A 25,352-nucleotide genomic window follows, 5' to 3' on the forward strand; every position below is an offset into this window, starting at 1 on the left:
AACACATTAAAATGCTATGCAGCTGAAAAGTTGATATTAAGTAATGTATATCAGTAATCTTAGAGTAGCTCGATAGGCAATTTCAGTTTAATGGTAATGCCCTCCCCTAATGTAGAGCTACACTTGATTTCCCCTTTTAAAAGCTGCGTTATCAGGTTATAAACTATATGCATACCCAAACCACACCCGCCTTGGTTCCGCTTAGTGGTTACAAAGGGGTCAAAAACTGTTTTAAGCATGTCAGCACTCATTCCCTTGCCATTTTCGTCATAGCTCAGATGCCAAAACTCTCCGTCTTGGTGAATACAAACTTTAATATTGCCAGACTCAACGCCTTCAAACCCATGGATCATCGAATTGTTTAATAAATTAGTAATTACTTGATATATTGCGCCAGGATAAGTGTTCAATTCAAAATCTTCGCCTTCTATGTCTATCTCTATTTGCTTTCCTTTTGTTAAAGGAACCAAGGAATCAAATACTTCTTTTAGATAAGATTTTATGAATATGTTTCTTGCTTGTTCACTCGATTGGTCAACAGCAACTTGCTTGAAATTACTAATTAAGCTTTGCGCCCTATCTAAGTTTCTTAAAATCAGTGCATAGCCTTGGTTTTGTTCGTTTATTGCATTATCTAAATCTTGCTGCCTCAGTGACTTATTCTCGAGCTTATGCTCTATTGCAGCTAAACTTTCTTGATTATAAGTTAAAGCTGTCAAGGCAACTCCTAGTGGTGTATTTATCTCATGGGCAACCCCTGCGACTAAACTACCTAATGACGCCATTTTTTCACTTTCAATCAGCTCTTGTTGCGTATGTTGTAATTCCATCATCGCCTGCTCAAGTTTCTGATTCTTTTTATAAAGCTCATCGGTTCGCATAGCGACGTTTATCTCTAGTTGTTCATTTAGCTTCTGGAGTGCTTCTTGATTTTTCTTAAGTTCTGCAATGTCCTTTAATGCCCCTGCTATACGCGTTGCTTTGCCATTCTGGTCACGCTTGACGACTTTGCCTCTATCGAGTACCCAAGTCCATTGCTCAAACAAGTCTTTAACCCGTATTGCTATTTCATAGCTGTCTGTTTTGCCTTCTATACATTCACGTACTTTTTCTTCAACCAATATACAGTCTTTTGGATGGACAAATTGATCAAAATCGTCGATGGTCATCACTGTGCCTGCATCACCATAATCAACTTTCGAAGACACTGTGTGACGATATATTTGATTACTATTCACATGCCAGTCCCAAAGCTCGTCACCACTGGCCCACAGTGACCACTCTAAGCGCTGCCTCAACTCTGACATTTTAATATTGTCACGAACAACTTTTTTGTATCTCTGTTGGCGGGCATAAACAATAGAAGCTATGAGGGTTAATACTAAAAAGATATAAAAGCTTTTAGAGCCAGTATTCCACCACCAAGGCGCTGCAATACTGAGTGAGAATTGATGAACTGGTGAAGCGACATTAAAACGGTTAATGGTATAAGCTTCGACAGTATAGTTTCCTGGCTTGAGTTTTAATAAGCTAACTTGTCTTACTCCATTTGCAAGTTTTAACCATTGTTCGCTCAATCCTATAACACGATAATAAAACTGATTTTGCTCTGCGCCATAATCCAAGCTTGAATAGTTCAAAGAAATAATGTCTTGGTTATGTTTTAAGTTTAGCCCCTCAGCCAGTTCAGGGGCCACAGACAATACAGAGCCTTCTGAAGGCTTAAGTGATTCGCCCAATAACTCAATTTCACTGACTAATAAGGGCCTTGCTGAATTGTCTACATCAAGTTTCTGCGGGTAAAATTGGTTGAACCCCTTCGCGCCACCAACAAATAAACGACCATCTGGTGCTAGCCAAGCAGCATTATAATTAAATTCATTATCTTGAATACCATCCGTCGGAGAGAAGTTGTGTACATTGAAATTACTAATATCAATTCGGCTGAGCCCACCACTTGTACCAGCCCAAATATGCCCTACTCCGTCATAAATAAGGCCCCAAATGGCAGTATTACTTAACCCTTCATTTTGTGTGAAAGTACGATCAATACTAAAGTCACTATGAATAAGGGTGATCCCTTGCTCACTGGCAACCCATACTCTGCCATAGGCATCTTGAACAAGCATGAAAACCAAATTAGACAGTAGTCCATCTGACGTATTGATTTGTTGAAGTTCATCCCCCTTATAGCGGAATAACCCATTGCCAATACTGCCAAACCAAAGCTCTTCTTTTACAACAAGCAATGAAGAAACATGAGAAGGTGCATCAAGTGAACTTGCAAAATACGGCATTAACTTACTTGTATTTTCATTAAAAAACATCAAACCCATTGTTCTTGATGAAAGCAACAATACGTCATCATACAGAACAATATCGTTAAAGCTTAACTCAGGCCCATTACCAAAGTCGGGCTTAAAGTGTTCCAGAGTTTCTGTCTCAAATGAGAACCGAAACACACCATTACCGCGTGTTGCTATCCATAAGTCGCTGCCATACATAAATAACTTAGTTATAAAACTACCTTGAACAGCAACTAACGCCTTATAAATAAATTGTGACTCGATAAACCCTTGCCCATTAAAAACATAAACACCTGCTGAGGTGCCTATCCAAATTCTATCTAGTTTATCGATGGCAAAGCTACGAGTGTCTGGTGTAGCTAAAGGCGAATCTGGATAATTATCTGTACTGACATGTCCAAATGACTCACTGAGTTGGCTAAAAAAATGTAGACCTCGGGTTTCTGTACCAATCCAAATGCCTTTATTGTCGTCTCTCATAACGGACAAAATATTATTATCTTGAAGGCCATTTGCTTGCTGACGTTTGTACCAATGATTTAACAAAGTGCCATCGAAATGGAATAAATAGACACCGTTATTTGTCGCGAGCAATATTTCATTGGTCGAAAGATACAAGTTATTGAGGGTAATGTTCGAGACCTCAGCAAACGTTTTCGACCATAAAACTCTGCTGTATAACAAATCATAAACTATCAGTTCTTCACTTTTCGTCAGCAGAAATACTCTTTGCCCCCTAACCTTGAGCATCTTGAATTCACCTTCAAATAGCAATAGCGACTGTTGCTGCTCGTTAATTTTCATTAAACCTTTGTCGGTGAGGTAATAAATGTTGTTATTTTGTGTCTCTGGTGAGCGAATGAAATTGCCCACTACTGGAGAGCGGCTAACTTCTAACGTACTTTTATTAATCTGATAACTCTCACCATTGGCAGTCGACACCAACACATGCGCGCTTTGACATGTTAAATCGTTCACTCTGTCAGATGTGATCGCGTCATAATCACCTGCCAAAAAAGAATGAAACCGCCCATTTTGCGTATTATAGCGGCTTAACCCTGTATGTGTGCCTACCCATACGTCTTGATCGCTGATACAAATGTCAGTGATGAAACCACCAGAGAGGCTATTTTTATCTTGCTGTTTTGGTTGAAACTGTTTGAATTCATGGCCATCGAATCTATTCAAGCCAGCTTGGGTGCCCACCCAAATATAACCAAACTGATCTTGAGCTAGCGCTGTAATGGAGCTTTGCGTTAGACCTGCACTATAATCGTAAGATCGCATGATCTGAGCCGTATCAGTAAACTGCGGCACAGCCAGTACCAATTGACTAGAAAAAAGCAGAAATAAAAAAGATAGAATTGTCGCTCTCATACCCTGCCATCAAACACACCAAAGTGTTTTAAATATAGCAAAGCTATTAAAACTCACTAAAAAATAAACAAGTTTTTAAAGTTCGAAATCGCTTTTTGTGCCGTCAGCATGCAACAGGTAGTAGCCTGCGAGTTTGTTGTTTTCAAGCTCAATCAGGCTGATTGCAGCGTGAGATAAAAGATAAGGTGAGCGCAAATGCTCAGAGCGACAGAGGTGCTTGGTCACTTTCATTTGCCAGCGCTTAGTGAAGAAATTTAGTGGACTCCATCTTGCGTACAAAAAAGAATCTAAATGGTCAAAGCACTTCAGTAGCGTCTTTGGGAACTCATTCTTGATACCTGATGCGGTCAATTGCCAGATGCGATTATCATGTTGCCCAAAGCGTGCTTGCACAGAAAAACAAAAAGAATAATGTACGTCGCCAGATAAAATAATGGTTTCTATCGGCGTGTCACTGCGTCTAAAAATGTCCATAAGTTTTCTGGCAGCCCCTTCATGGGCCATCCAGTTTTCAACATCCACCACCAAAGGATGCCCACAGGCGTTGAAAATGGCTTGCACCGCTTCAATGGCTTTTACCCCAAATACTGGCGCTGGAGACACTATAATTGTTTCTTTTTGATGCTGAAGTTGAGTTTGAAGAAACATCAGCATTTCCCAATCCATTAAACCACTGGGTTCATTAAAGTCTTGCTCATTACGCCAGCGGTGAGTTCTTGTATCTAATACAACCAATTTTGGCATGGTTTCAAGGCAGTAATGCCAATTATCAAACTGATGAAGATGTGTATCAAATTTGGTCAGGTGCCATTCGCTTGTCTTGAGGCTAGAGTTGAAATGGGCTAAAAGCGTTTTAGACACTGAGCCTGCGTCATTCCCAAGCCCTTGGAAGAGCCAATAAGACAGCAAGCCATTGCTGATAATTCGTTGACTGGCTGGATTGGATGATATGTTTTGTTCCCACTGTGCGGTTAAATTCCAATCATCTGTGACATCATGATCGTCGAACATCATCAAGGTTGAGACATTCGCAGCCAACCTTGCAACCTTCGGCAAGCTCTTTACAAATCCCTGTAAGCTGGTTTTTTGCAGCTCATATAATTTAGTCTGATTCGCATTGGCACTTTTAAAGTGCGCTTTATCAAAATCAAAAAACTGCCAACACACTCCGCTTTGTGCTAATAAATAATAGGCAATAAACTCTTCCAAATAAACAAGGTGATTGACTGCATGCGCGCTGGTAAAATGCGGGTCATCTTGACGAAGCCAATATCCTAAACTGCGTTTTGAACGTTCTTGCCAAGGTGTTTTGGGTAAGTGCGGCGTTCTTGCAAATAATTGCTCAGATAAATTATCAGGTAAATTTATATATTCAGTTCGAGCTTCTTTGAACAAACCTAGTTGCTCTATAACAGCATAAATGGCTTGAAGCATTGGCCCGGCCACATCATCGGCATAGATTTGATCGCCTGAAAGCAACAATAATGTCGGTGCGGTTGTTTGATTCTGTCGCGCCTCAGAGACTGCTTTATCAGCGCTTGCCATCGAGTCATCAACAGGATAATGCGGGTTGCGACAAGAGCCGTGTAACACTTGCTTTAAAACATGAGGAATAACAAACTCAGGCGTATCGGCATGAGCATAACAATAAGCTGATAAATCCGTTTTAGTATCATCAAGATACAACGTATAGCCTATTTCTGTATCGGCAATGAACTCACCACTTTTTGGTTTTACATTTACAATATAGAAAAAACAATGCTTACCTAGTGGTATTTCGAGCACTTCGTTTTCAACCTCTGTGCCCGTAAACTCAAAACGCACGGCCCGAGGCATTGAAGTGACAAGTTGCAAACACACATTATTAATTTCAGCCCGACGAACCATAGGGCCAAGTAAAAGTTCTGGAAGATGTGTGTTTACAACTGACATGACGATTATTTGCGCTTGGCTAAACTAAATAGGTCATAGAAGTTGTTAGTTGTTGCCGTTGCGAGCTCTTTATATGTAATGCCTTTTAAGTCTGCAATATAATAGGCCACATCTTGCACATAAGCTGGCTGGTTGGTTTTGCCACGATAAGGCACTGGTGCAAGGTAAGGAGAATCAGTTTCGATGAGTAATCTATCTAGTGGAATTTGTTTCACCACCTCTTTTAATTCAACCGCGTTTTTGAATGTAACAATACCTGAGATTGAAATATAAAAGCCTAAATCTAGTGCTTGCTTTGCCATGTTCCAATCTTCAGTAAAACAATGCAAAACACCACCGCATTTATCAGCACCGTGGGCTTTCATCAGATCTATGGTATCAGTTCGGGCATCTCGGGTATGAATGATCAGGGGTTTTTGCAGTTCATTGGCCACTTCTATGTGTCCAACAAAACTCTCTTGTTGCACTGAATGCGTGTCTTTTGAGTAGTAATAGTCTAGGCCAGTTTCGCCAATCGCAACCACTTTATCGTGTTGAGCCAATGACAATAACTGACTTTTATCCAGAGCTTGATCTTGGTTTAAAGGGTGCACACCACATGAGACTGAAATATCATCAAATGCATGTACTTTTTCAAGCATACTCGGGAATTGATCTAATGTGACGCTCACACATAAAAAGTGCTCGACTTGCTTTTGTCTTGCTGCATCTAATGCTTCTGGGAGTGATAAACCAAGTTTATCGAAATCTAATCTATCTAAATGGCAGTGCGAATCTACAATCATAACTACTCTTACATGGTGTAGGTGGGTTTTTCTGAATTAAGTGCTGTCCCCAGCAATTTTACAATTTTATCGTTGACTGTTTCATTGCCCTCAGAAAAGCCAACGCCCACGCCTGGGGGATTTGAATTTTGCGCGCCTTGCGGTGTTATCCATACTACTTTGCCTTCAATCACATCTTCTTCTAATGCATCAGGCAAGGTCACGCGAAGCGATAAAGGCTGCCCCATATCAAAGCGAGAGTTAGTTTTAACGAACAAGCCGCCGTGCTTTAATGCGGGCATATAACAACGATATAACTCGTCAAAATCTTCAAAATCTAGAAGTAAAACTTGCATAGTGCTCCCCTACTGCAAAGCCTGTTTTAGCGCTGTAAATAACTTAAGCAAGGCTAATTGTAAATTCAAGCCAGGGATCTGTTGATGATCCTTTATAAAGTCAGCCAAAGCCTGCTGTGCGACTGTCATTTTCGAGAAGTCAGCACCATTGTATAAAGCTTGCTTTATTCGCCCTTGAACAAAGCGCCCCATTTCATTGACCAATTCTGGCAATTTTACCAATAATTCAACACATTGCGACACATCTGTGGTGTGGTTGAGTGTTTCAATACTATGGAATAATTGGTTAATTTGTTCAACTTGACCCGCTTCAAACCAATACTTAATTTTTAAAGGCTGCGATATAAACAAGTTAATCCAGGGCTGTTCAGCGTAATCACCTAATTGCTGCGTCAACCAAGCCCTAACTTGCTGCTCGGACTGAACCGCTACATTGCTTTTTGCACAGCGGCTCACAATCGTCGCTGGCAATTGCGCGACATCATCACAAGTTAAAATTAAAAAGCGTTTTGCGTTTGGCTCTTCAAGGGTTTTTAGCAGTGCATTGGCCGCTGAATGCGTCATTTTATGCGCTTGGTGAACAATAACCACTTTGTTGCCACCTTGCTGCGCTGAATGATAGATAAAATCTGCGATTGCTCTTATTTCATCGACACCTATGGTCGCACCCTCAGAGCTGACAAGCAGTTTATCAGGATGAGTTTGTGCTGCAATTAAGGCACAACTTTTACACTGACCACATGCCAAAAGCTCTGAAGTATTTTCACACAAGATGGCATCAGCTAGCCCTTGTGCTAATGCTAACTTGCCTACTCCTTGCAACCCTGCAAGTAATTGAGCATGATGAAAGCGACCCGCTTTAAAGCTCGTATTGAGCTGCTGCCAAGGACGCTCTAACCATGGCATCATCAGAGATTAACCTGCTGATAAAAATTTTCTAAGGCAGCCAGAATATCAGCGTGCACTTTATCCATCGCTTGCTCTGCGTTTATGACCACGCAGTTCTCATCTGATTCAGCTAATGCTAAATAACGTGCGCGGGTTTTTTCGAAAAACTCGATCGCCTCTAACTCAATTCTGTCTAATTCTCCGCGTCCACGAGCACGTGATAAACCCACCTCTGGTGAAATGTCCAGATATAAGGTGAGATCTGGCTTCAAGCCTTGTAACACAATATCAGAAAGACTATTCAATGTTGCTTGAGATAAACCTCTGCCACCACCTTGGTAAGCTTGTGAAGACATGTCATGTCTGTCACCCAGTACCCACTTGTTGGCGGCAAGACTCGGTCTGATCACATTATGCAGTAACTGCGCGCGTGCAGCGTACATAATAAGTAGCTCAGTTTCACCTGCCACTTCTTCTTCATACTGGTTTTTAACAAGCGTTCGAAGTGCTTCAGCCATTGGCGTGCCACCCGGCTCTCGGGTGTTAATAAAATCAATTTGCTTGTCTGCAAGAAACTGTTGGCAAATTTGCATTGCTGTTGATTTACCAGCCCCTTCAAGGCCTTCAATCACAATAAATTTAGCTGTCATTACTTCTCTTTAAAATATACTGTCTTACGGCCTTATTATGATCCGTTAAGTTTTTAGAAAACTGGTGTTGGCCATTGCCTTTGGCAACAAAATAATAGTAATCAGTTGTATCAGGTTGAGTCGCCGCTACGATCGCCTCTTTTGATGGCATGGCAATGGGTGTTGGCGGCAAACCATTTATTCTATATGTATTATAAGGCGTATGCTCTTTTAAATCTTTGCGTTTAATGTCGCCATCAAATCGTTCTCCCAACCCATAAATCACCGTAGGATCTGTTTGCAAACGCATTTTCTTATTGAGTCGATTAATAAACACTGAAGCGATTTTTTTGCGCTCCCCAGCATAACCCGTTTCTTTCTCAATGATCGATGCCAATATAAGCGCCTCATAAGCATTTTGCAGCGGCAAATTGGCCATTCTATTTTCCCAAACTTGCGCGAGCTCTGCTTTCATAGCCTCATGAGCCCGTGTAATTATCGACAATGCGCTATCGTTTGCATGATAAAAATAAGTTTCGGGTAGTAACCAGCCTTCCGCATAGTTAGTCAGTTTTAATTGCTCTGAAAGCTTAGCCTCGTCAATATTGTAATCGATGAAATCAGCCGATTTGAGCTTATTGAGGACCATTTTTAAAGTGTCACCTTCGATCACGGTAAAACTAAACTGTTTTTGTTGGCCTTGGTGAATTTTATCAATGGCCTCTAACACAGTTAAATTTTGTAGCTCATATAAGCCTGGTTTTAGCGAGGTATTCGCAGGATATAATTTGGCATATACTTGCAGTGCAAAACACGAATCAATATTGCCTTTCGCTAACCACTCATTACAAAGCCGATGAACACCTGTACCACGTTTCACTTCAAATAGCTCAGAGATGTTTGTCAGTTGTAACTGCTTGAAGTGTGTAATTTGCTGTTGAATGAATACGGCAGCGAATAATATCAAAAGCACAAAGGCTGCGGTTATCTTCTTAAGCATATAAGGAACTCATTAAACTCTGTTTGGCGATTAAAGCAGCTTCAAGCTCAAACTGTTCAGCATCTAATTGAATAATTGGCACTAACTCCATCAAACTATTACAAGTAAACAACGCGTCCATATCAGACCAAAAACCGATACTCTCTTCAACTTCAATAATGGTATTTACTTGCTGCAATGCACTAATGTAAACACCTTTTATTCCTGCTTTTGACAATTTAGGCGTAAATAACTCACCATTTTTAAAACCAATCAAATTTCCTGCTGATGTTTCAATCACTTGATTATTGATGTCTAACACTACCACATCATGGCTATCAGTAAACTGCTTGGCATCTTGTTTAACCAACACTTGTTCAAGTCTATTCAATGTTTTTAAACCCGCCAACAAGGGTTGATGACCAAGTTTTACGTTTGAAGTGCTCACTTTGATCCCCTGAGCCTGCCAATCAGCATAATGTGTAGGAAAAGGAAGTACGGAGACAATCGCATTGAGGCTTGGCTCGTCAGGCGCTTGGTAACCACGCCCTCCCTCACCTCTGGTGATAACCACTTTTAATACGGCTAATTGATGCTCTGCCGCATGCTTTTCACACTCGAGTTGCAACTGTTGCCAATCAATTTTTGGAAAGTGGAGTGCTTTGGCACATGATTGCAGGCGTGTGAGATGTAAATCCCAGTGTTGGACTTTGCCTGATTTAATGGCTGCAGTGGTAAAAAAACCATCGCCATATTGAAAGCCGCGGTCTTGAGGTGTGATTGTAGTTGTTATTTTTAAGCTCATTTTAATCACAAAAAAGCCCGGCATTGCCAGGCTTTCTTTAGTAGTTTGTCGCCGTATTTAAGGATTATACCTTTTTAAATAGCAACGAGCCATTGGTTCCACCAAAACCAAATGAGTTACATAAAGCGTACTCAAGTTTTGCGTCACGACCTGTGTGCGCAATATAATCTAGATCGCACCCTTCATCTGGGTTATCTAGGTTAATAGTCGGTGATACTTTTTGATCGTGTAACGATAGCGCTGTGATAATTGACTCAACAGAGCCTGCAGCACCTAGCAAGTGACCCATCATTGATTTAGATGAACCAACCATCACTTTATCAGCAGCGGCGCCGAAGATGGACTTAACCGCTTGCGTTTCAGCTTTGTCGCCCGCATGCGTTGAAGTACCATGTGCGTTGATATAACCCACTTCTTCAGCGTTTACACCCGCATCTTTTAGGGCATTTTCCATTGCAAGCGCCGCGCCTGAGCCATCTTCAGGTGGTGACGTCATATGGAATGCATCGCCACTCATACCAAACCCAACTAGCTCAGCATAAATTTTTGCACCACGTGCTTTTGCATGTTCGTACTCTTCAAGTACCATCACGCCCGCACCATCTGCCAGTACAAAACCATCACGGTCTTTGTCCCAAGGGCGAGAAGCAGCTTGTGGATCATCATTACGTGTTGAAAGTGCACGAGCCGCACTAAAACCACCCATACCGATTGGCGTAGATGCTTTTTCCGCACCGCCTGCAACCATCGCATCTGCATCACCATAGGCAATCATGCGCGCAGCATGGCCGATGTTATGCAAACCAGTTGTACAAGCAGTAACGATTGAAATATTTGGACCTCTCAAGCCATGCATGATAGACAAGTGACCAGAGATCATATTGATAATTGTCGAAGGCACATAAAACGGTGACAGCTTACGAGGGCCACTATTAAGTAGTTTTACATGATTTTCTTCGATTAAAGTTAAACCACCGATACCTGAACCTACAGCTACACCTACACGTGCTGCATTTTCGTCAGTGATTTCAAGACCTGAGTCTTTTAAAGCTTGAACCCCTGCTGCAACACCATATTGGATAAACAAGTCCATTTTTTTGGCTTCTTTCTTCGGCATGTACTCAGTGACATCAAAGTCATTGATGAGACCTGCGAATTTAGTTCCAAAATTTGTGGTATCAAAGTGCGTGATGTTAGAAATGCCACTTTGGCCTTCTAGTAAGCCTTGCCAGGTTGATGCTACATCATTACCTAGCGGCGTCAACATACCTAAGCCAGTTACTACGACTCGACGTTTAGCCACGGTTTCCTCCAAAAGGGATTGATTATTTTTATGAGGGGGTAGAAAAGACTAAGGGCAGCGAATGCTGCCCCAAGTGATACGTTTGATTACTCAGCGTGAGCAGTAACGTAGTCGATCGCTGCTTGAACAGTAGTGATTTTCTCTGCTTCTTCATCAGGGATCTCAGTGTCGAACTCTTCTTCTAGAGCCATTACTAGCTCAACAGTGTCAAGAGAGTCAGCACCTAAGTCGTCTACGAAAGACGCTTCGTTTTTAACTTCTTCTTCTTTAACACCTAGTTGCTCAACAATGATTTTCGTTACGCGTTCTTGGATATCGCTCATTCTTCTTTCCTTTATTAAAACGCATTTGCGTTATTTTCAGATTGCGGCGTAGTGTACGGCGCATAATTCTGTGTTTCAAGGATTTGCTCAGATATTTTGATCTGGTCAAACCTGTTATAAATTAATTTATACTTTTATCGCTCATTTTAATAGCAATTTCAAGTAAGATTGCAGCAAGATCACAAAAAATTAATTGAATCTTTTTTATGATCTACAGCAATTAAACCATGTACATCGCACCATTTACATGCAAAGTCTCACCTGATACATACGCAGCCGCATCAGACGCTAAATAACATACAGCTGCTGCAATTTCTTCAGGCTGACCTAAACGACCTGCAGGCACGTTAGCAAGCGTTGCTGCTTTTTGCTCATCAGTAAGCTCATCAGTCATATCGGTTTGAATAAAACCTGGTGCAACAACGTTCACTGTAATACCACGAGAAGCCACTTCACGTGCTAGAGATTTAGAAAAACCAATTACACCCGCTTTTGCAGCTGCATAGTTTGCTTGACCCGCATTACCCATTGTGCCCACAACAGAACCAATGTTGATGATACGACCTGCTTTTTTCTTCATCATAGGACGAAGAACCGCTTTAGACAGACGGTAGATAGAGCTTAAGTTGGTATCGATGATATCGTTCCACTCATCGTCTTTCATACGCATAAGCAAGTTATCACGAGTGATACCAGCGTTATTAACAAGTACATCAATATCGCCAAAATCAGCTTTAATTGCCGCTAACGTTGCTGTTATTGAATCAGCATCAGTCACGTTTAACGCGTAACCTTTACCGTTTTCGCCTAAATATTCACTTATTTTTTCAGCGCCAGATTCGCTCGTCGCAGTACCTGCAACAATCGCACCTTGTGCAACTAATGCATTAGCAACAGATTTACCGATACCACGGCTTGCACCTGTTACTAAAACAATTTTACCTTCTAATGAAAATAGATTGCTCATTCTTTATCTCTTCTTATTTCGCAGATTCAATTGCTGCTGCATCGTTCACAGATGCACAAGAAATTGATCTGTCAATACGCTTAACTAGGCCACTCAGTACTTTACCTGGGCCGAATTCATAACTTTGTGTAATACCAAGCTTTGCAAGTTCTTGAACTGTTTCAGTCCAACGCACAGGGCTGTAAAGCTGACGTACTAGCGCATTTTTAATCGCAGCCGCTTCTGCTTCAATGACAACATCAACGTTGTTGATCACGCTCGATTTCGGTGCATTGAATGCAAGTGCTTCTAAATCAGCTGCCAGTTTTTCTGCTGCAGGCTTCATTAGTTCACAGTGAGAAGGCACGCTCACAGCTAGTGGTAGTGCGCGTTTTGCACCTGCTTCTTTACAAGCCTCAGACGCTTTTTCTACCGCTTCTTTGTGACCCGCAATAACAACTTGACCAGGAGAGTTGTAGTTAACAGGTGCAACCACTTGCTCACCCGAAAGCTCAGCACAAATTGATTGGATCTTGTCATCATCAAGACCAATAATAGCAGCCATTGAACCTACACCTGCTGGTACGGCCTCCTGCATATAAAGACCACGGTTCTCGACCAACTTTACGGCTTCAGCAAGACTTAAAACACCTGCACATACCAACGCTGAGTACTCACCTAAGCTGTGACCAGCTAGCACGGTCTCAACTTCTGCATTGTTTGCTACCCATTCACGGTAAACTGCAACGCTCGCAGTTAGTAATGCAGGTTGTGTACGATGAGTTTGATTAAGTTCTTCAGCTGGGCCGTTAACAACAAGATTTGCTAGGTCATAACCAAGCGCTTCCGATGCTTCTGCAAATGTTGCTTTTACAATTTCTGATGATTCAAGTAACTCTGCAAGCATGCCAACTGCTTGTGAGCCTTGACCTGGGAATAAAAGTGCAATTTTCTGTGACATATAATGCTCTTTATAATAATAGTTATGCCACCCTCACCCCAAGTCAGTAATTTTCGAGGGACGATGGCGAGTGTTCTTCATCTAATGCAATTTGTTCGAAGGTCGCTTCTATTTTTTCAGGAACTTGTTTTTCAACTTCTCTGATAGCTTCTTCGATTGCAGCAAGAAACGCCTTGTTCGAAGCATTTCCGTGACTTTTCACAACAATACCACGCAATCCTACCAGACTTGCACCGTTATACTGGTCGGGGTTCACTCTTCTATAGAGTTTTTTTATGATTGGACTGAGTAATACGGCTAATAATCGGTAGAAAAAACGTTTTTTCAACGCTTTTGTAAACTTATGCATAATAAGTTTAGCAATACCTTCACATGTTTTTAGTGCGACATTACCCACAAACCCCTCACAAACGACAACATCTGCCTTACCAGAAAACATATCACTGCCTTCACAAAATCCTGTGTAGTTAATATAAGGTGTTGCCTTCATCATATTCGCGGCTTCTTTGATTGTGTCATTACCTTTAATGTCTTCAGAGCCAATGTTAAGTAAACAGACTTTTGGCCTATCACCTTTACAGGTCTCACCGGCAACAATACTGCCCATAATGCCAAACTGAAACAATGTTTGCGCATCACAATGCACGTTTGCACCAAGATCCAGTAAATATACGGGTTGTTTTTTTTCTGTAGGTACAGCAGAAATGAGTGCAGGTCGTTTGATACCGGGTAGCATTTTTAACACAAAGTGTGCAATCAGCAACAGTGCACCAGTATTACCTGAGCTAACGCAGGCTTGTGCTTGTTTGGTTTTTACTAAATCTAAAGCGATACGCATTGAAGAGTCTTTCTTGTTTCGAAGTGCTTGCGCAGGCTCGCAATTATTAGAAACGACTTCACTACAGTGCTTAATGATTAATCTTGGGTGTGAGTCTGCTTTATGTTTTCTTAAAGCATCAGAAATACAATTTTCATCGCCGCAAAGGAGCAATGTAAGATGAGGATATTTTTTTACCGCAAAAATTGCGGCTGGAATAGATGAACGGGGGCCGTAATCGCCCCCCATCATATCTAACGCAATGGTTAGATGAGTCAGCATAAAAGCAATCTCTTATTTAGAAATTACTTTTTCGCCTTTGTAGTAACCATCAGCAGTCACGTGGTGACGAAGATGAGTCTCACCAGAAACCTGATCTACAGTTAGAGCTGGTCCACTGATCGCGTCGTGTGAACGGCGCATGCCACGTCTTGCACGAGACTTTTTGCTTTTTTGTACAGCCATTAGCCTTCTCCTAAGAATTTTTCTTAAGTTGTTTTAAAATTTCAAATGGATTTGGTTTGCTCTCTGTTGCAACTACTTCACCAAAGCTCGCAGGCTCTTCGGAATAAGCGCAAGATGCTTCGTCGTGTGTTGGCACTATAGGAATCGCTAAAATAAGCTCGTCTTCTATAAGTTGACGAAGATTTATTTCACCTTCTTCATCCAGTTCAACCACATCGTAGCAATCAGGAAGATGGTCCGACTCATCACCCGCTTTAACCGGTGAATAAGCAAAGTCATGTTCCAAATCCAACCCTAAATCTCCATTACAACGCTGACAAATAACGGTCAGATGTGCACGGAAAGAACCGCGAATTACAACCAACCCTTGTTCATCATTACTGCAATGAATGTCTACCGCTATTTCACCAGTTTGATCTTGCACAACTTGCTCTAAGCGAGAAAGTTCTTCAAGCTGAACAACGCCGTCATAACTGAGTCTGCGTTGAGCTGCTCTGCAAGGATCAAGAGTGATGGGAATTTTCACCTTTTGCATAGGGGCTGCATCATATAGATAGTTAATGTTTTAGTCAAAATAAAAATCAAAGTTTCCTTTGTTTTTCGCTCTATTGCGCCCTATTCTAGCGCTATTGGTATTTTGACAACTAAGTGTTTATGAAAACTCCTCTTATTTTAGCGTCAAGCTCGCCATTTAGGCAGCAAATTTTAAAAAAATTAAACCTTCCTTTCTCATCGTTTTCACCTGATGTTGATGAAAGTCATTTATGCGATGAGTCACCTGTCGAATTAGTATCTAGGTTAAGTGTGTTAAAAGCAAAAGCAGCCAATGAAAAATTCAAAGAAGGTTTGGTGATTGGCTCAGATCAAGTAGCTGTTCACGACGGAAAAATACTTGGTAAACCCCATACAAAAGAAAATGCCATCAAACAGCTGCAAAGTTTTAGTGGCAATAAAGTGAAATTCTTAACCGGGTTGTGCCTATATGACATAGCAACTGACAGGCATGAAGTTATTGTTGAACCGTACAACGTTCACTTCAATCAATTATCTCTCGGCCAAATCGAGGCTTATTGCGATGCTGAAACGCCTTATCAATGTGCAGGCAGCTTTAAAAGTGAAGGTTTGGGGATTTGTTTGTTTGAGAAATTAGAAGGCAGCGATCCAAATTCATTGATTGGGCTGCCTTTAATTAGATTAACCCAGTTATTAGCTGGCTTTGACGTCGATGTGTTGCTCAGTCAAAAGAAAAGTATGTAAGTCAGTTAAACTGTCTAGCACTGTCAGCGCTTGCGTTTTTTCAAGCGCTGCTCGAGTTGCTGCACCATGAGTCAACCCAACCGCTGCAACACCCGCTTGCTTGGCCATTTCAATATCTAATAATGAATCACCAATCATTATGGCATCTTCAGCAGCTACGCCTGTCATTGTTAAAATCTGATTTAGCATATCAGGATTAGGCTTCGAGTGCGCTTCATCAGCCGTTTTAGTGGTAACAAAGTAATCTTCTGTCGATGTTTCAGCCATTAAGCGGTTTAACCCTGTACGAGATTTACCGGTCGCAACTGCCAACTGCATTTGACTCGCTGCTAAGGCGTCTAGTAACTCATTTGCACCTGTGAATAATGGTGTGGGAGTTTCATCCCCCTCTTTATAAACCATTTTATAAGCTTGAGCTAACGCTTCCCACTTATCTTCATCGTTTGGAAACAGCTTTGCAACCGCGGTCGGTAAAGATAAACCGATAATAGATTTGGCCGCATCATCAGTCGGAATGGCGGCCCCACAGTGCTTGGCTGCAAGTTTTAAAACATTTACAATTTTTGGCACTGAATCCATCAAAGTGCCATCCCAATCAAAAATAACAAGTTTATACTGCATTACTTTGCTCTTAATGTTTTTAAGGCATTATTTAATGCTTTATCTAATGGCGCCTCAACATGCATGGTTGTTTCATGCTTAGGGTGTAAAAAACGAAGATCATGGGCGTGTAAGAATAAACGACTTAAGCCCATCTCTCTCATACGGCTATCAAAAACTTGGTCGCCGTACTTATCATCACACGCAATAGGATGGCCTTTACATTGAGTGTGAACACGAATTTGGTGAGTACGACCTGTGACTGGTGATGCTTGCACTAACGTACAACCGTCAAAACGCTCAAGCACTCTAAAGCGAGTATGTGATGCCTTACCTTGCTCCTCATCTACTCGTACAACTCGCTCACCCGACTGTAAGGTGTTTTTTCGAAGAGGCTCAGTAACATTCTTAATTTTTGCCGCCCACTCTCCTACCACTAATGCCCAGTAGTTTTTTTCCATGGTCTTTTCACGGAGTTGCTCGTGGAGTCCTTTTAAAATAGAACGTTTCTTGGAGATAAGAAGACAACCTGATGTGTCTCTATCTAAACGATGCACAAGCTCTAGGTTTTTCTCTTGGGGTCTTAAAACGCGTAACGCTTCAATTAAGCCATAGCTTAAGCCACTGCCGCCATGCACAGCCATGCCTGAAGGCTTATTGATCACAATGAGATATTGATCTTCAAATAAGATTGCATCTTCTAGAGCTGATATTTTATCTAGATTTTTTGGTACAAACTCTTCTCGCTCAGCCACTTTAATAGGCGGAATACGAATTAAGTCATCAATTTGCAATTTATAAACTGGCTTAACGCGCTTTTTATTAATTCTTACCTCTCCCTTACGAAGGATTTTATAAATTGCACTCTTCGGCACCCCCTTCAAATGGGTCACTAAGAAGTTATCAATTCTCTGACCTTGCTGATCTTCAGTTACGGTTACAAAGCTGACTTTTAAAGGAGATTTTTCTGACATTGCCTAATCACTGATTTGAGTAATAATTTAGTTGCTATCACGACGTTATTAATGGGATAATCGACGCGCAATTTTTTTGCGAAACTGCTTTTTATCGCAAAGACAATAATCGTGATGCACATCATGGGTGACGATCATACAGATAGCAGCTTGGATTTCCAAAGCTTTTGTCATCCGAATAACACGTGCCTTTAGCTCACTTCGATGCGCGTAACAGATCGCAGTGAAGGCTAAGCATGATTAAAAAAGAAAGCAAAAATAGAAATAAATGTCTGATTGCGTAAGTAAAAGCCAAAAACGAGATTAAACTTATTCACTAAGAAGCGCCCTTACCGTGCGAATAAACTGGTAGTGATAACCGTCACCGTGCGCTTAAAAAATAAGTTGTAAGAACATTCCATTGACCCCAGTCGTGAGACTGCATCATTAAATATGGGGCACTCGTCAGGTCTACACTTTGCACATCAGACTCGACTTAATTTGAAAGTAGAGTTAACAATATGAAACGTATGCTGATCAATGCTACGCAGCAAGAAGAAATGCGCGTCGCACTGGTTGACGGTCAGAAATTATATGACTTAGATATCGAAAGTCCTGGCCACGAACAGAAAAAAGCCAATATTTACAAAGGTAAAATCACTCGAATCGAACCATCTCTAGAAGCAGCATTTGTTGATTACGGTGCTGAGAGACACGGTTTCCTTCCTCTTAAAGAAATCGCTAAAACTTACTTCCCAGAAGGTTACACATTCAATGGCCGCCCTAACATCAAAGATGTTATCAAAGAAGGCCAAGAAGTTATCGTTCAGGTTGATAAAGAAGAGCGAGGCCAAAAAGGGGCGGCTTTAACAACATTCATCAGTGTTGCAGGTAGTTACCTAGTCCTAATGCCGAACAACCCTCGTGCAGGTGGCATTTCTCGCCGTATTGAAGGTGACGAGCGAATTCAACTTAAAGAAGCGCTAAGCCGATTAGATTTACCAAAAGGCATGGGACTGATTGTTCGTACTGCGGGTGTTGGTAAATCATTTGAAGAACTAGAGTACGATTTAAAAGCACTTCTTGTTCATTGGGATGCAATCCAACAAGCTGCTGACAGTGGTAAAGCACCATTCTTAATTCACCAAGAAAGTAATGTAATTTTCAGAGCAATTCGTGATTATTTACGTCGCGATATTGGTGAAATTTTAATTGATAAAGCCCGTGTTTTTGAAGAAGCTAAAGCTCATATCGAGCGCTTCCGCCCTGACTTTATCAACCGCGTTAAACTTTATCAAAACGACGTACCACTATTCACGCATTACCAAATCGAAAGCCAAATTGAATCTGCTTTCCAACGTGAAGTGCGCTTACCTTCAGGTGGTTCAATTGTCATTGACCCAACTGAAGCACTAACATCAATTGACATCAACTCTTCAAAGGCGACCAAAGGTGGAGACATTGAAGAAACCGCGTTAAATACTAACCTTGAGGCGGCTGATGAGATTGCGCGTCAATTACGTTTACGTGACTTAGGTGGTCTAATTGTTATCGATTTTATCGATATGACACCGCCTCGTCATCAACGTGAAGTTGAAAACCGTCTAAAAGATGCTGTACGTCCGGACCGAGCGCGTGTACAAATTGGTAAGATTTCACGCTTTGGCTTACTTGAGATGTCACGTCAACGTCTTCGTCCTTCATTAGGTGAAGCAAGTCAGCATTCATGCCCACGTTGTAGTGGTCAAGGTACAATTCGCTCGAACGAATCTATCGCCCTTTCTATCTTACGTTTAATCGAAGAAGAAGCGATTAAAGAGAATACTGCACAAGTCAATGCGCAAGTGCCAGTAGCTGTTGCAGCATACCTTCTAAATGAAAAGCGCAAGTCTGTTCATCGTATCGAGAAACGTCATAACTGTAATGTATTCATCATTCCAAACCAGCATTTAGAAACACCTCACTATGAAGTTGTTCGTTTGCGCAAAGATGAAACACCGGAGACGGCAAGTTATGAGCAAATTGTTACACCTGAACCTGAAGTAATCGAAATTGCTGTCAGCACAACCCCTAAAGAAGAGCCGGTACTTAAAGGTGTTGTTATGCCTTCTGCACCAGCGCCTACACCTCAGCCTGCAGTAGTTGCTCCTAAAACAGAAGAGGTTAAGTCTGAAGGGTTATTAACGCGCATAGGTAATTGGTTAAAAGGTCTGTTTTCATCAGAGGAAGAACCTGAAAAGAAAGAAACCGAGAACAAAAACCAAGAACGTAAACCACGTCGCAATAATGACAATCGCCGTCGCAATCAGCAGAAACGTCGCAATCACAAGAAACGTGATGATGCCCAGGCTAAAGACAATTCTGAAAGCAAAGACCAGAATGAGAAAAAAGAAGGTCAGGAAAATCGCAATAAGCGCCGCCGTCAAAATACGCGTCGTCGTCCTGACAATCGCACTAATAAAGAAGCTGAAGAAAAGCAACAAACTAATACCGAAGAAACTGCAAATGCTGAAGTTCGCGTAAAACCGAGACGTCAGCGTCGCAACCTTCGCAAAAAAGTACGTATTGCTGATCAAGAAGCTGCTATTGAAAATCAAGATATTAACAATACAGTTGTAAGTTCTGAATCTGAAAATACGACTGCTTCTCAAGAGCAAACTCAAGTTAAAAATCAGGGTGAAGAAAAAACCATACGCTCTGAAACAAAGCGCGCTGAGAAGCCTAAGAAAGCTGCTAAAGCCGAAGATAAACCTGTAGAGGCTACTTCTGAAGAAGCAACTCCAGTAACGGAAGTGACGACTGAATCTGTCGAACAAGGTGAAGACGCACCGAGAACACGTTCTCGTCGCTCTCCTCGTCACCTTCGTGCTGCAGGTCAGCGTAGAAGAAAACCTGAATCTGCAGAAAAAGAGCAAGAGCCTGCATTCATCCCTGTAGCAGATCAAGCTGCAGCAGAATACGAAGCAGAGCTTAAAGCTAAGCAGGTAACAGAAGAGGTTGTTGAAGTAGCTGAAACGTCTAAAACAGAAGACGCTGTTGCAGTAGCCGAAGCATCTAAAGCAGAAGAAGCTATTGAAGTCGCTGAAGCACCAAAAGCAGAAGAAACTGTCGAAGTAGCTGAGGCATCTAAAGCAGAAGTAGCTGAAGCACCTAAAGCAGAAGAAGCTGTTGAAGTAGCTGAAGCACCTAAATCAGAAGAAGTTGTTGAAGTAGCTGAAGTACCTAAAGCAGAAGAAACTGTAGAGGTAGTTGAAGCACCTAAAGCAGAAGAAGCTGTAGAGGTAGTTGAAGCACCTAAAGCAGAAGAAACTGCAGAGGTAGTTGAAGCACCTAAAGCAGAAAAAGCTGCTGAAGTGGTTGAAGCCCCAAATACTGTTAACGCTTTGTCAGCGCTACCTCGCGTTCGTTTCCATGCCAATGCATCAGCGCCAATGACAAAAGCACAAAGCAGTGATGAGATTGATGCATTTGAAATGCCATCTGCGATGCCTTTAGAGCAACGTACACCTACTCATAACTCAGGTATGTCTGCTGGTTCTAAAGCACCAACGGCTAGAGCAAGTGCCGACATGGCCTCTCCTGCTCAAGTTGACTAAGTATCACTACTGACTAAAAAAGGCTGCAATTGCAGCCTTTTTTGTTTTGTTTTTTGTAAAAAACTAGAGTTTATACCAATCCTCTTAATTAAGTGATCTATTTTTAGGCAAGTAAAACTTGTCGGTAGCTAGGCGAAAATTTTGCCATTTAGTTGTTCTAAATAAGAAATTTTCAACGAAGCTAACGTCAGTTTTAGTCCCTCAAAATGATTAAGTATTATTGAGGATTGGTATTATCTACTTCGTATAGCTTCTCTTTCTCAAGCACCTTATGAATATACTTTCTAGTTTCGTCATAAGGTAAATTTTCGCTCAATACTTCTAAAACACGTTCAGAAGACATAGAGTTTATTACTTTGCTGGCGTTGCGAATGCTTCTAGAGCCATTGCCATTGAAAGCCCTCGCTACATTCCCAGCACCAGTATTGTAAGCTGCTATCATGCAGTACTTTCTACTTAAAGGATCTGAGATATGTTTTAAGTAGCGTTTGTCTAGTAAATGCAAATAAGCCGAGCCCGCTTCTATATTATTATCAGAAACGTATAAATATGGGGCTGACATTGGCGCGTCTATGTCATACAAAAAACGATTTACATCAATACCCGCGCTTGTAGGCACAACTTGCATTAAACCAAAAGCAGGTATATGGGACTTAGCCATCGGATTAAAATGACTTTCGGTATGCATCACAGCCAATATCGTTGCAGCAGGTAACTCAAATCGTGCACTTTGCTTTTTTATCGGCGCAAGGTATTTCTTTGCACGCTGTGATACCTGATTGCTTTTAGGCAAGGTGATTACAAATTCAGTAATAAGCGTATTCTTTGGTGCCTCGGAGATAATTTCAGGCACACTCTTTTTCAGAGTAAGCATACGCTTTTGTTCTAACTGTTTTAAGACTGCTTTATCTTTTTCTAAAGCGTTGAGCGATTGCTTATCGACGCTTTCGTTTACAAGCTGTTCGTCGTACTTTTTATCAAGCGCTTGTTGTTGAAGGCGCGTTTGTTTCTTTATCTCTTGTAAAGCCTTCTTCAATGCCTTTGCTTGAGATTTTTTATCGATCTTTGTGGTGTCTGCTTGTTTAAAATCTCGCTCATCTAAAGATGCAGGTGCATGGTTATAAAACTCTTTCAGTAGTGCTTGTTCTGAACGAAGGAATTGTTGAAATAACGCCTCTACTTCGTGTTTTTTAGGTGCGATTCCAGCCTTATGCTTAACACTCAAAGTGAGCGTATTATTCTCAAAGTCAACATTCAATCTGGCTGAATCATCCTCAGAATAACTCACAAACTGATTTTGGTTTGTTATTTGCGCATCACCCCAAGATTTTAAAAGCTGATCCCTGAACTTATCATACTCCGCCATTTGCGTTTCAACATAGCGGTTAAAATCTTTTAAGTGCTGCTGTTTGAACGCCTCGAATTCAGATAAGTTTTTTTCTTGCGAGGGCTTTTGCTCTGCCTGCCAGGACTGCATGGCTTTATCGAGTTCAGTATAAAGCGTAGAAGGGGTAGCTTGCACCTGCAGTGCTAAAATGGGGGATGCTGCTAATAGCATTAATTGACGTTTCATTTACTTGTCCTCAATGACAAAAAAAGCGCATCGAATGATGCGCTTAGAATTGCTTTAGTTTGTTAATCTAGCAATTTCCTTTTCTAAATCTTGTTCTGCTTTGAACGCTTTAAATTCCTGATATAAAAACTGCTCATCTTGTGGGTCAATTTTAAGCTTTGTTTCTTTCACTAGGTCTTGAAATAGTGTTTTTGTTAGCTCAGGTGATAAAGTCGTCAGAGCACAAAAATAATCTTTACCTGCAATATCAACAATATCGGCTTTAACTACACGAGAGCCACGTAGAGTCTGTTTGGTTAACTGCTTAGAGACAGAACTAAAAGTTGAGCCCACAGTTGTTTTATCATTTGCATCAACACGGTTAGCAAAAGTTTTATCTAAACCTTCAATACGTGTCTCAATTTGTTGCGCCAATGCCAAACGCGCATTAGCAACTGCCATTTTTTGATCTATCGAGATATTACCTGAGTATTTAATACAATCAGCAGCTGCAATACCATTCTCCACAACAGGGTTTAAAACCCAATCGGGTACATTTACACGAGAACTAGAAGCCGTGCTGTCTGACGTTGAACTACACGCTGATAGCATACCTGCCATGAACACTGATGCAATTAGTGGTTTAACTTTCATCTTGTTTTCCTTTATAGCCTTAAGCAATGTTAGAGTTACTGTAGCAAAGTTAATCAAGCTAAACAGTAATAAAGTGTAAAAACACCTTTTAACAATTTAACACTTTCAAATATTACTATTTTTCTTTAACTTACCTGATTATAAGTTACTATATTCTTTATTTATTTTCAGTGCAAAGGATGTGTCTTTGAAGGTATTTCATTTTTTTCCATTAAAACAGCTTTTAGTTTACTGTCTGACTCTAATGTTTCTATCAGGCTGCAATACTATTCACGCTAATAAAAGCGCCATCTTGCAAATAGAACAGGGGCAATTTGCTCAAGCAAAGCAGACTATAAAACAAAACTATTCGTCTGCGGGTCGAGATAGGCTTCTCCACGAATTAGAACTTGCGACTATTCTTCATTTAGAGAAAGATTACTTACAAAGTAATCAGCATTTAGACAGAGCAAAAGCACACATCGAATCGTTTTACACGGTTAGCATATCTGAGCAAGCCCTAGCAATGTTAAGTGGGCCCAGTTTTGCCAACTATGAAGGCAAAAACTATTATTTACCCCTGATACATTATATGAAAGCGTTGAACTTTAATTCACTCGCTCAACTTAACCCGAGTATGCGTGAAACCTATCTAGATTCGAGCCAAGTTGAAATGCGACAGCTTGATGTTTACATGGAAAATCTAAAGTCTGAAACCGGTGGTTACAAAAAATCCGAACAAGAAGATGAAGGCTCTCTTACCGATATCATTTACGACATTTTAAAACCAATCGCTGCACCTGAAGCGCTTTTAGAAAATATTGAATACAAGGATGATGCTTTCATTCATTTATTCAGTGGTTTACTAAGCGAACAAAATAATGATTTAGATGCGGCTCGATTACAGTACCAAAGAGCCGCTCAAGCATATGAAAATGGCTTTACTAAGCAATATGGTTTAACTGATACAACCGAAAAACTTGCACTGAAAAACTTAGCACGAGCGATGAAGTTAGCTGGCGGATATCGCTCAGAACTGCAAACCCTGCTGAGTAAACATAGCTCTCTTGAAGTACCCGAAAGTGCACAAGTTACGATTATCCAAAACCTAGGCATTGCACCTGAAAAAAAGCAGTTAAACTTTATGCTAAGAGCCGAAGCGCGATCAAAAGCCTTGGTTATGTATCCTATTTTTATTGGCTCAGAACAAGAAAAGCGTGAGCAACGACTTTGGTTTCAAATGCTTTATGCTGACACTAGCTTATTTGACCTGATGCAAAATTACATACTCGGTGATGTAAGCGATGTACTGCTTGGCACCATGACTAAGCGGATCCCATTAGGCTCTTTGTGGGATGAAGCTGAGGATATCGGGCTAATCGATGCCCTCGAATATGGGGGGAGGATCTCAGTAAGTTATTTAGCCCCGCCCAAATTACCGATCCGTAAGACTGAAATTTGGCAAGGCAATAAAAAATTAGCAGACCTTGAGCAATTTCATTCAATAAGTCAATTAGCCTTACAAAAGGCCTTGATTGATGCACAATCTGAAATCCGTATCGCATTTACCAGAGAAATTGTCAAAGCCTTAACCGCTCGCAAAGCGATGCAAGTAGCTGGTGCAGATCAAAACAACCTGTTAGGAAGCTTTGTCAAAATTGCTTCAACCGCCGTAAACGCAATTACTGCATCGGCTGACACAAGACAATGGCAGTCACTTCCTGCACAAATCAGGCTAGCTCAGCTTTCCCTCGAGCCTGGGCTACAAAATTTAACAATAAAAACCACCCTAAACTCGGGACGAGTGATACAACAATCGGCTAACATAGAAGTACAAGGTTCAATGACTGTTTGGCATACGCGTACCTTTTTAAATGCTACACCAACGGTTAATGCTCTATAAATGGAAA

At 41.1% G+C, this 25,352-nt stretch carries 22 protein-coding genes; 3 read left to right on the forward strand and 19 right to left on the reverse strand.

What is annotated here, in order from left to right; translation table 11 throughout:
- Positions 1-59: 59 nt before the first annotated feature.
- The 15 genes from AC1HJP_RS03025 to yceD form a co-directional block, all read right to left on the reverse strand.
- Positions 60-3,683: a sensor histidine kinase gene (locus AC1HJP_RS03025; protein WP_480360303.1), complete on the reverse strand. Its 3,624-nt coding sequence runs from the start codon at positions 3,681-3,683 to the stop codon at positions 60-62.
- Between the two features lie 75 nt (positions 3,684-3,758).
- The gene (locus AC1HJP_RS03030; protein WP_480360304.1) at positions 3,759-5,615 is read right to left on the reverse strand and encodes a metallophosphoesterase family protein; all 1,857 of its coding nucleotides are present in this window, start codon (positions 5,613-5,615) and stop codon (positions 3,759-3,761) included.
- A gap of 5 nt (positions 5,616-5,620) precedes the next feature.
- Positions 5,621-6,400 carry a TatD family hydrolase gene (locus AC1HJP_RS03035; RefSeq protein WP_480360305.1) on the reverse strand — a complete coding sequence of 260 codons (780 nt, stop codon included), beginning with the start codon at positions 6,398-6,400 and terminating at the stop codon, positions 5,621-5,623.
- A gap of 8 nt (positions 6,401-6,408) precedes the next feature.
- Positions 6,409-6,735, reverse strand: coding sequence for a PilZ domain-containing protein (locus tag AC1HJP_RS03040; RefSeq protein WP_404390200.1), 327 nt, complete (start codon positions 6,733-6,735; stop codon positions 6,409-6,411).
- Positions 6,736-6,744: 9 nt separating this feature from the next.
- A complete protein-coding gene (gene holB, locus AC1HJP_RS03045) occupies positions 6,745-7,644 on the reverse strand; it encodes a DNA polymerase III subunit delta' (RefSeq protein ID WP_480360306.1) in 900 nt (299 codons plus the stop codon).
- Positions 7,644-8,273: a dTMP kinase gene (tmk, locus tag AC1HJP_RS03050; RefSeq protein ID WP_349286171.1), complete on the reverse strand. Its 630-nt coding sequence runs from the start codon at positions 8,271-8,273 to the stop codon at positions 7,644-7,646. Before tmk ends, holB begins: the two co-directional genes overlap by 1 nt.
- On the reverse strand, positions 8,263-9,252 hold the full coding sequence (mltG, locus tag AC1HJP_RS03055) for an endolytic transglycosylase MltG (RefSeq protein WP_480360307.1): 990 nt from the start codon (positions 9,250-9,252) through the stop codon (positions 8,263-8,265). The genes tmk and mltG overlap by 11 nt, the downstream gene beginning before the upstream one ends.
- Entirely contained in the window at positions 9,245-10,036 is a 792-nt protein-coding gene (pabC, locus tag AC1HJP_RS03060; protein WP_480360308.1) for an aminodeoxychorismate lyase, read from the reverse strand. Before pabC ends, mltG begins: the two co-directional genes overlap by 8 nt.
- A gap of 64 nt (positions 10,037-10,100) precedes the next feature.
- Complete coding sequence (gene fabF, locus AC1HJP_RS03065; RefSeq protein WP_349286174.1) at positions 10,101-11,339, reverse strand: beta-ketoacyl-ACP synthase II; 1,239 nt, start codon at positions 11,337-11,339, stop codon at positions 10,101-10,103.
- An 86-nt stretch (positions 11,340-11,425) separates the two neighbouring features.
- Positions 11,426-11,662, reverse strand: a complete 237-nt coding sequence (acpP, locus tag AC1HJP_RS03070; protein WP_058030130.1) for an acyl carrier protein — start codon at positions 11,660-11,662, stop codon at positions 11,426-11,428.
- A 220-nt stretch (positions 11,663-11,882) separates the two neighbouring features.
- On the reverse strand, positions 11,883-12,629 hold the full coding sequence (gene fabG, locus AC1HJP_RS03075; protein ID WP_480360309.1) for a 3-oxoacyl-ACP reductase FabG: 747 nt from the start codon (positions 12,627-12,629) through the stop codon (positions 11,883-11,885).
- A gap of 13 nt (positions 12,630-12,642) precedes the next feature.
- Complete coding sequence (gene fabD / locus AC1HJP_RS03080; protein WP_480360310.1) at positions 12,643-13,569, reverse strand: ACP S-malonyltransferase; 927 nt, start codon at positions 13,567-13,569, stop codon at positions 12,643-12,645.
- Positions 13,570-13,612: 43 nt separating this feature from the next.
- Positions 13,613-14,668 (reverse strand): phosphate acyltransferase PlsX, encoded by a 1,056-nt coding sequence (gene plsX, locus AC1HJP_RS03085; protein WP_480360311.1) that lies wholly within the window; start codon positions 14,666-14,668, stop codon positions 13,613-13,615.
- A gap of 12 nt (positions 14,669-14,680) precedes the next feature.
- Complete coding sequence (rpmF, locus tag AC1HJP_RS03090) at positions 14,681-14,851, reverse strand: 50S ribosomal protein L32 (RefSeq protein ID WP_058030134.1); 171 nt, start codon at positions 14,849-14,851, stop codon at positions 14,681-14,683.
- Between the two features lie 10 nt (positions 14,852-14,861).
- Positions 14,862-15,386 carry a 23S rRNA accumulation protein YceD gene (gene yceD / locus AC1HJP_RS03095; protein ID WP_480360312.1) on the reverse strand — a complete coding sequence of 175 codons (525 nt, stop codon included), beginning with the start codon at positions 15,384-15,386 and terminating at the stop codon, positions 14,862-14,864.
- A gap of 119 nt (positions 15,387-15,505) precedes the next feature.
- Here yceD and AC1HJP_RS03100 point away from each other — a divergent pair, with 119 nt between their 5' ends.
- Positions 15,506-16,108, forward strand: coding sequence for a Maf family protein (locus AC1HJP_RS03100; protein ID WP_480360313.1), 603 nt, complete (start codon positions 15,506-15,508; stop codon positions 16,106-16,108).
- On the opposite strand, the gene AC1HJP_RS03105 is transcribed toward AC1HJP_RS03100, so the two are convergent.
- Both AC1HJP_RS03105 and rluC read right to left on the reverse strand, forming a co-directional pair.
- Positions 16,058-16,729, reverse strand: a complete 672-nt coding sequence (locus tag AC1HJP_RS03105; protein ID WP_480360314.1) for an HAD-IA family hydrolase — start codon at positions 16,727-16,729, stop codon at positions 16,058-16,060. The two genes, AC1HJP_RS03100 and AC1HJP_RS03105, sit on opposite strands and share 51 nt — an antisense overlap.
- A complete protein-coding gene (gene rluC / locus AC1HJP_RS03110; protein ID WP_480360315.1) occupies positions 16,729-17,682 on the reverse strand; it encodes a 23S rRNA pseudouridine(955/2504/2580) synthase RluC in 954 nt (317 codons plus the stop codon). The genes AC1HJP_RS03105 and rluC overlap by 1 nt, the downstream gene beginning before the upstream one ends.
- Positions 17,683-18,182: 500 nt before the next feature.
- Between rluC and rne the strand changes: the two genes are divergently transcribed.
- A complete protein-coding gene (gene rne / locus AC1HJP_RS03115; RefSeq protein WP_480360316.1) occupies positions 18,183-21,257 on the forward strand; it encodes a ribonuclease E in 3,075 nt (1,024 codons plus the stop codon).
- Positions 21,258-21,474: 217 nt separating this feature from the next.
- On the opposite strand, the gene AC1HJP_RS03120 is transcribed toward rne, so the two are convergent.
- Both AC1HJP_RS03120 and AC1HJP_RS03125 read right to left on the reverse strand, forming a co-directional pair.
- Positions 21,475-22,830 carry a transglycosylase SLT domain-containing protein gene (locus tag AC1HJP_RS03120; RefSeq protein ID WP_480360318.1) on the reverse strand — a complete coding sequence of 452 codons (1,356 nt, stop codon included), beginning with the start codon at positions 22,828-22,830 and terminating at the stop codon, positions 21,475-21,477.
- A gap of 54 nt (positions 22,831-22,884) precedes the next feature.
- Positions 22,885-23,463 (reverse strand): LPP20 family lipoprotein, encoded by a 579-nt coding sequence (locus tag AC1HJP_RS03125; RefSeq protein WP_404390229.1) that lies wholly within the window; start codon positions 23,461-23,463, stop codon positions 22,885-22,887.
- Between the two features lie 292 nt (positions 23,464-23,755).
- On the opposite strand from AC1HJP_RS03125, the gene AC1HJP_RS03130 reads away from it, so the two are divergent.
- On the forward strand, positions 23,756-25,345 hold the full coding sequence (locus AC1HJP_RS03130; RefSeq protein ID WP_480360319.1) for a COG3014 family protein: 1,590 nt from the start codon (positions 23,756-23,758) through the stop codon (positions 25,343-25,345).
- Positions 25,346-25,352 lie beyond the last annotated feature (7 nt).

The sequence above is a fragment of the Pseudoalteromonas sp. NFXS53 genome (assembly GCF_056629255.1).

Coding starts and splice junctions, on each gene's coding strand:
- AC1HJP_RS03025 (WP_480360303.1), bottom strand. CDS start 3,683: ATGAGAGCGACAATTCTATCTTTTTTATTTCTGCTTTTTTCTAGTCAA.
- AC1HJP_RS03125 (WP_404390229.1), bottom strand. CDS start 23,463: ATGAAAGTTAAACCACTAATTGCATCAGTGTTCATGGCAGGTATGCTA.
- AC1HJP_RS03100 (WP_480360313.1), top strand. CDS start 15,506: ATGAAAACTCCTCTTATTTTAGCGTCAAGCTCGCCATTTAGGCAGCAA.
- AC1HJP_RS03040 (WP_404390200.1), bottom strand. CDS start 6,735: ATGCAAGTTTTACTTCTAGATTTTGAAGATTTTGACGAGTTATATCGT.
- AC1HJP_RS03035 (WP_480360305.1), bottom strand. CDS start 6,400: ATGATTGTAGATTCGCACTGCCATTTAGATAGATTAGATTTCGATAAA.
- AC1HJP_RS03105 (WP_480360314.1), bottom strand. CDS start 16,729: ATGCAGTATAAACTTGTTATTTTTGATTGGGATGGCACTTTGATGGAT.
- acpP (WP_058030130.1), bottom strand. CDS start 11,662: ATGAGCGATATCCAAGAACGCGTAACGAAAATCATTGTTGAGCAACTA.
- mltG (WP_480360307.1), bottom strand. CDS start 9,252: ATGCTTAAGAAGATAACCGCAGCCTTTGTGCTTTTGATATTATTCGCT.
- rluC (WP_480360315.1), bottom strand. CDS start 17,682: ATGTCAGAAAAATCTCCTTTAAAAGTCAGCTTTGTAACCGTAACTGAA.
- yceD (WP_480360312.1), bottom strand. CDS start 15,386: ATGCAAAAGGTGAAAATTCCCATCACTCTTGATCCTTGCAGAGCAGCT.
- rpmF (WP_058030134.1), bottom strand. CDS start 14,851: ATGGCTGTACAAAAAAGCAAAAAGTCTCGTGCAAGACGTGGCATGCGC.
- rne (WP_480360316.1), top strand. CDS start 18,183: ATGAAACGTATGCTGATCAATGCTACGCAGCAAGAAGAAATGCGCGTC.
- AC1HJP_RS03120 (WP_480360318.1), bottom strand. CDS start 22,830: ATGAAACGTCAATTAATGCTATTAGCAGCATCCCCCATTTTAGCACTG.
- fabG (WP_480360309.1), bottom strand. CDS start 12,629: ATGAGCAATCTATTTTCATTAGAAGGTAAAATTGTTTTAGTAACAGGT.
- fabD (WP_480360310.1), bottom strand. CDS start 13,569: ATGTCACAGAAAATTGCACTTTTATTCCCAGGTCAAGGCTCACAAGCA.
- pabC (WP_480360308.1), bottom strand. CDS start 10,036: ATGAGCTTAAAAATAACAACTACAATCACACCTCAAGACCGCGGCTTT.
- AC1HJP_RS03030 (WP_480360304.1), bottom strand. CDS start 5,615: ATGTCAGTTGTAAACACACATCTTCCAGAACTTTTACTTGGCCCTATG.
- plsX (WP_480360311.1), bottom strand. CDS start 14,668: ATGCTGACTCATCTAACCATTGCGTTAGATATGATGGGGGGCGATTAC.
- holB (WP_480360306.1), bottom strand. CDS start 7,644: ATGATGCCATGGTTAGAGCGTCCTTGGCAGCAGCTCAATACGAGCTTT.
- tmk (WP_349286171.1), bottom strand. CDS start 8,273: ATGACAGCTAAATTTATTGTGATTGAAGGCCTTGAAGGGGCTGGTAAA.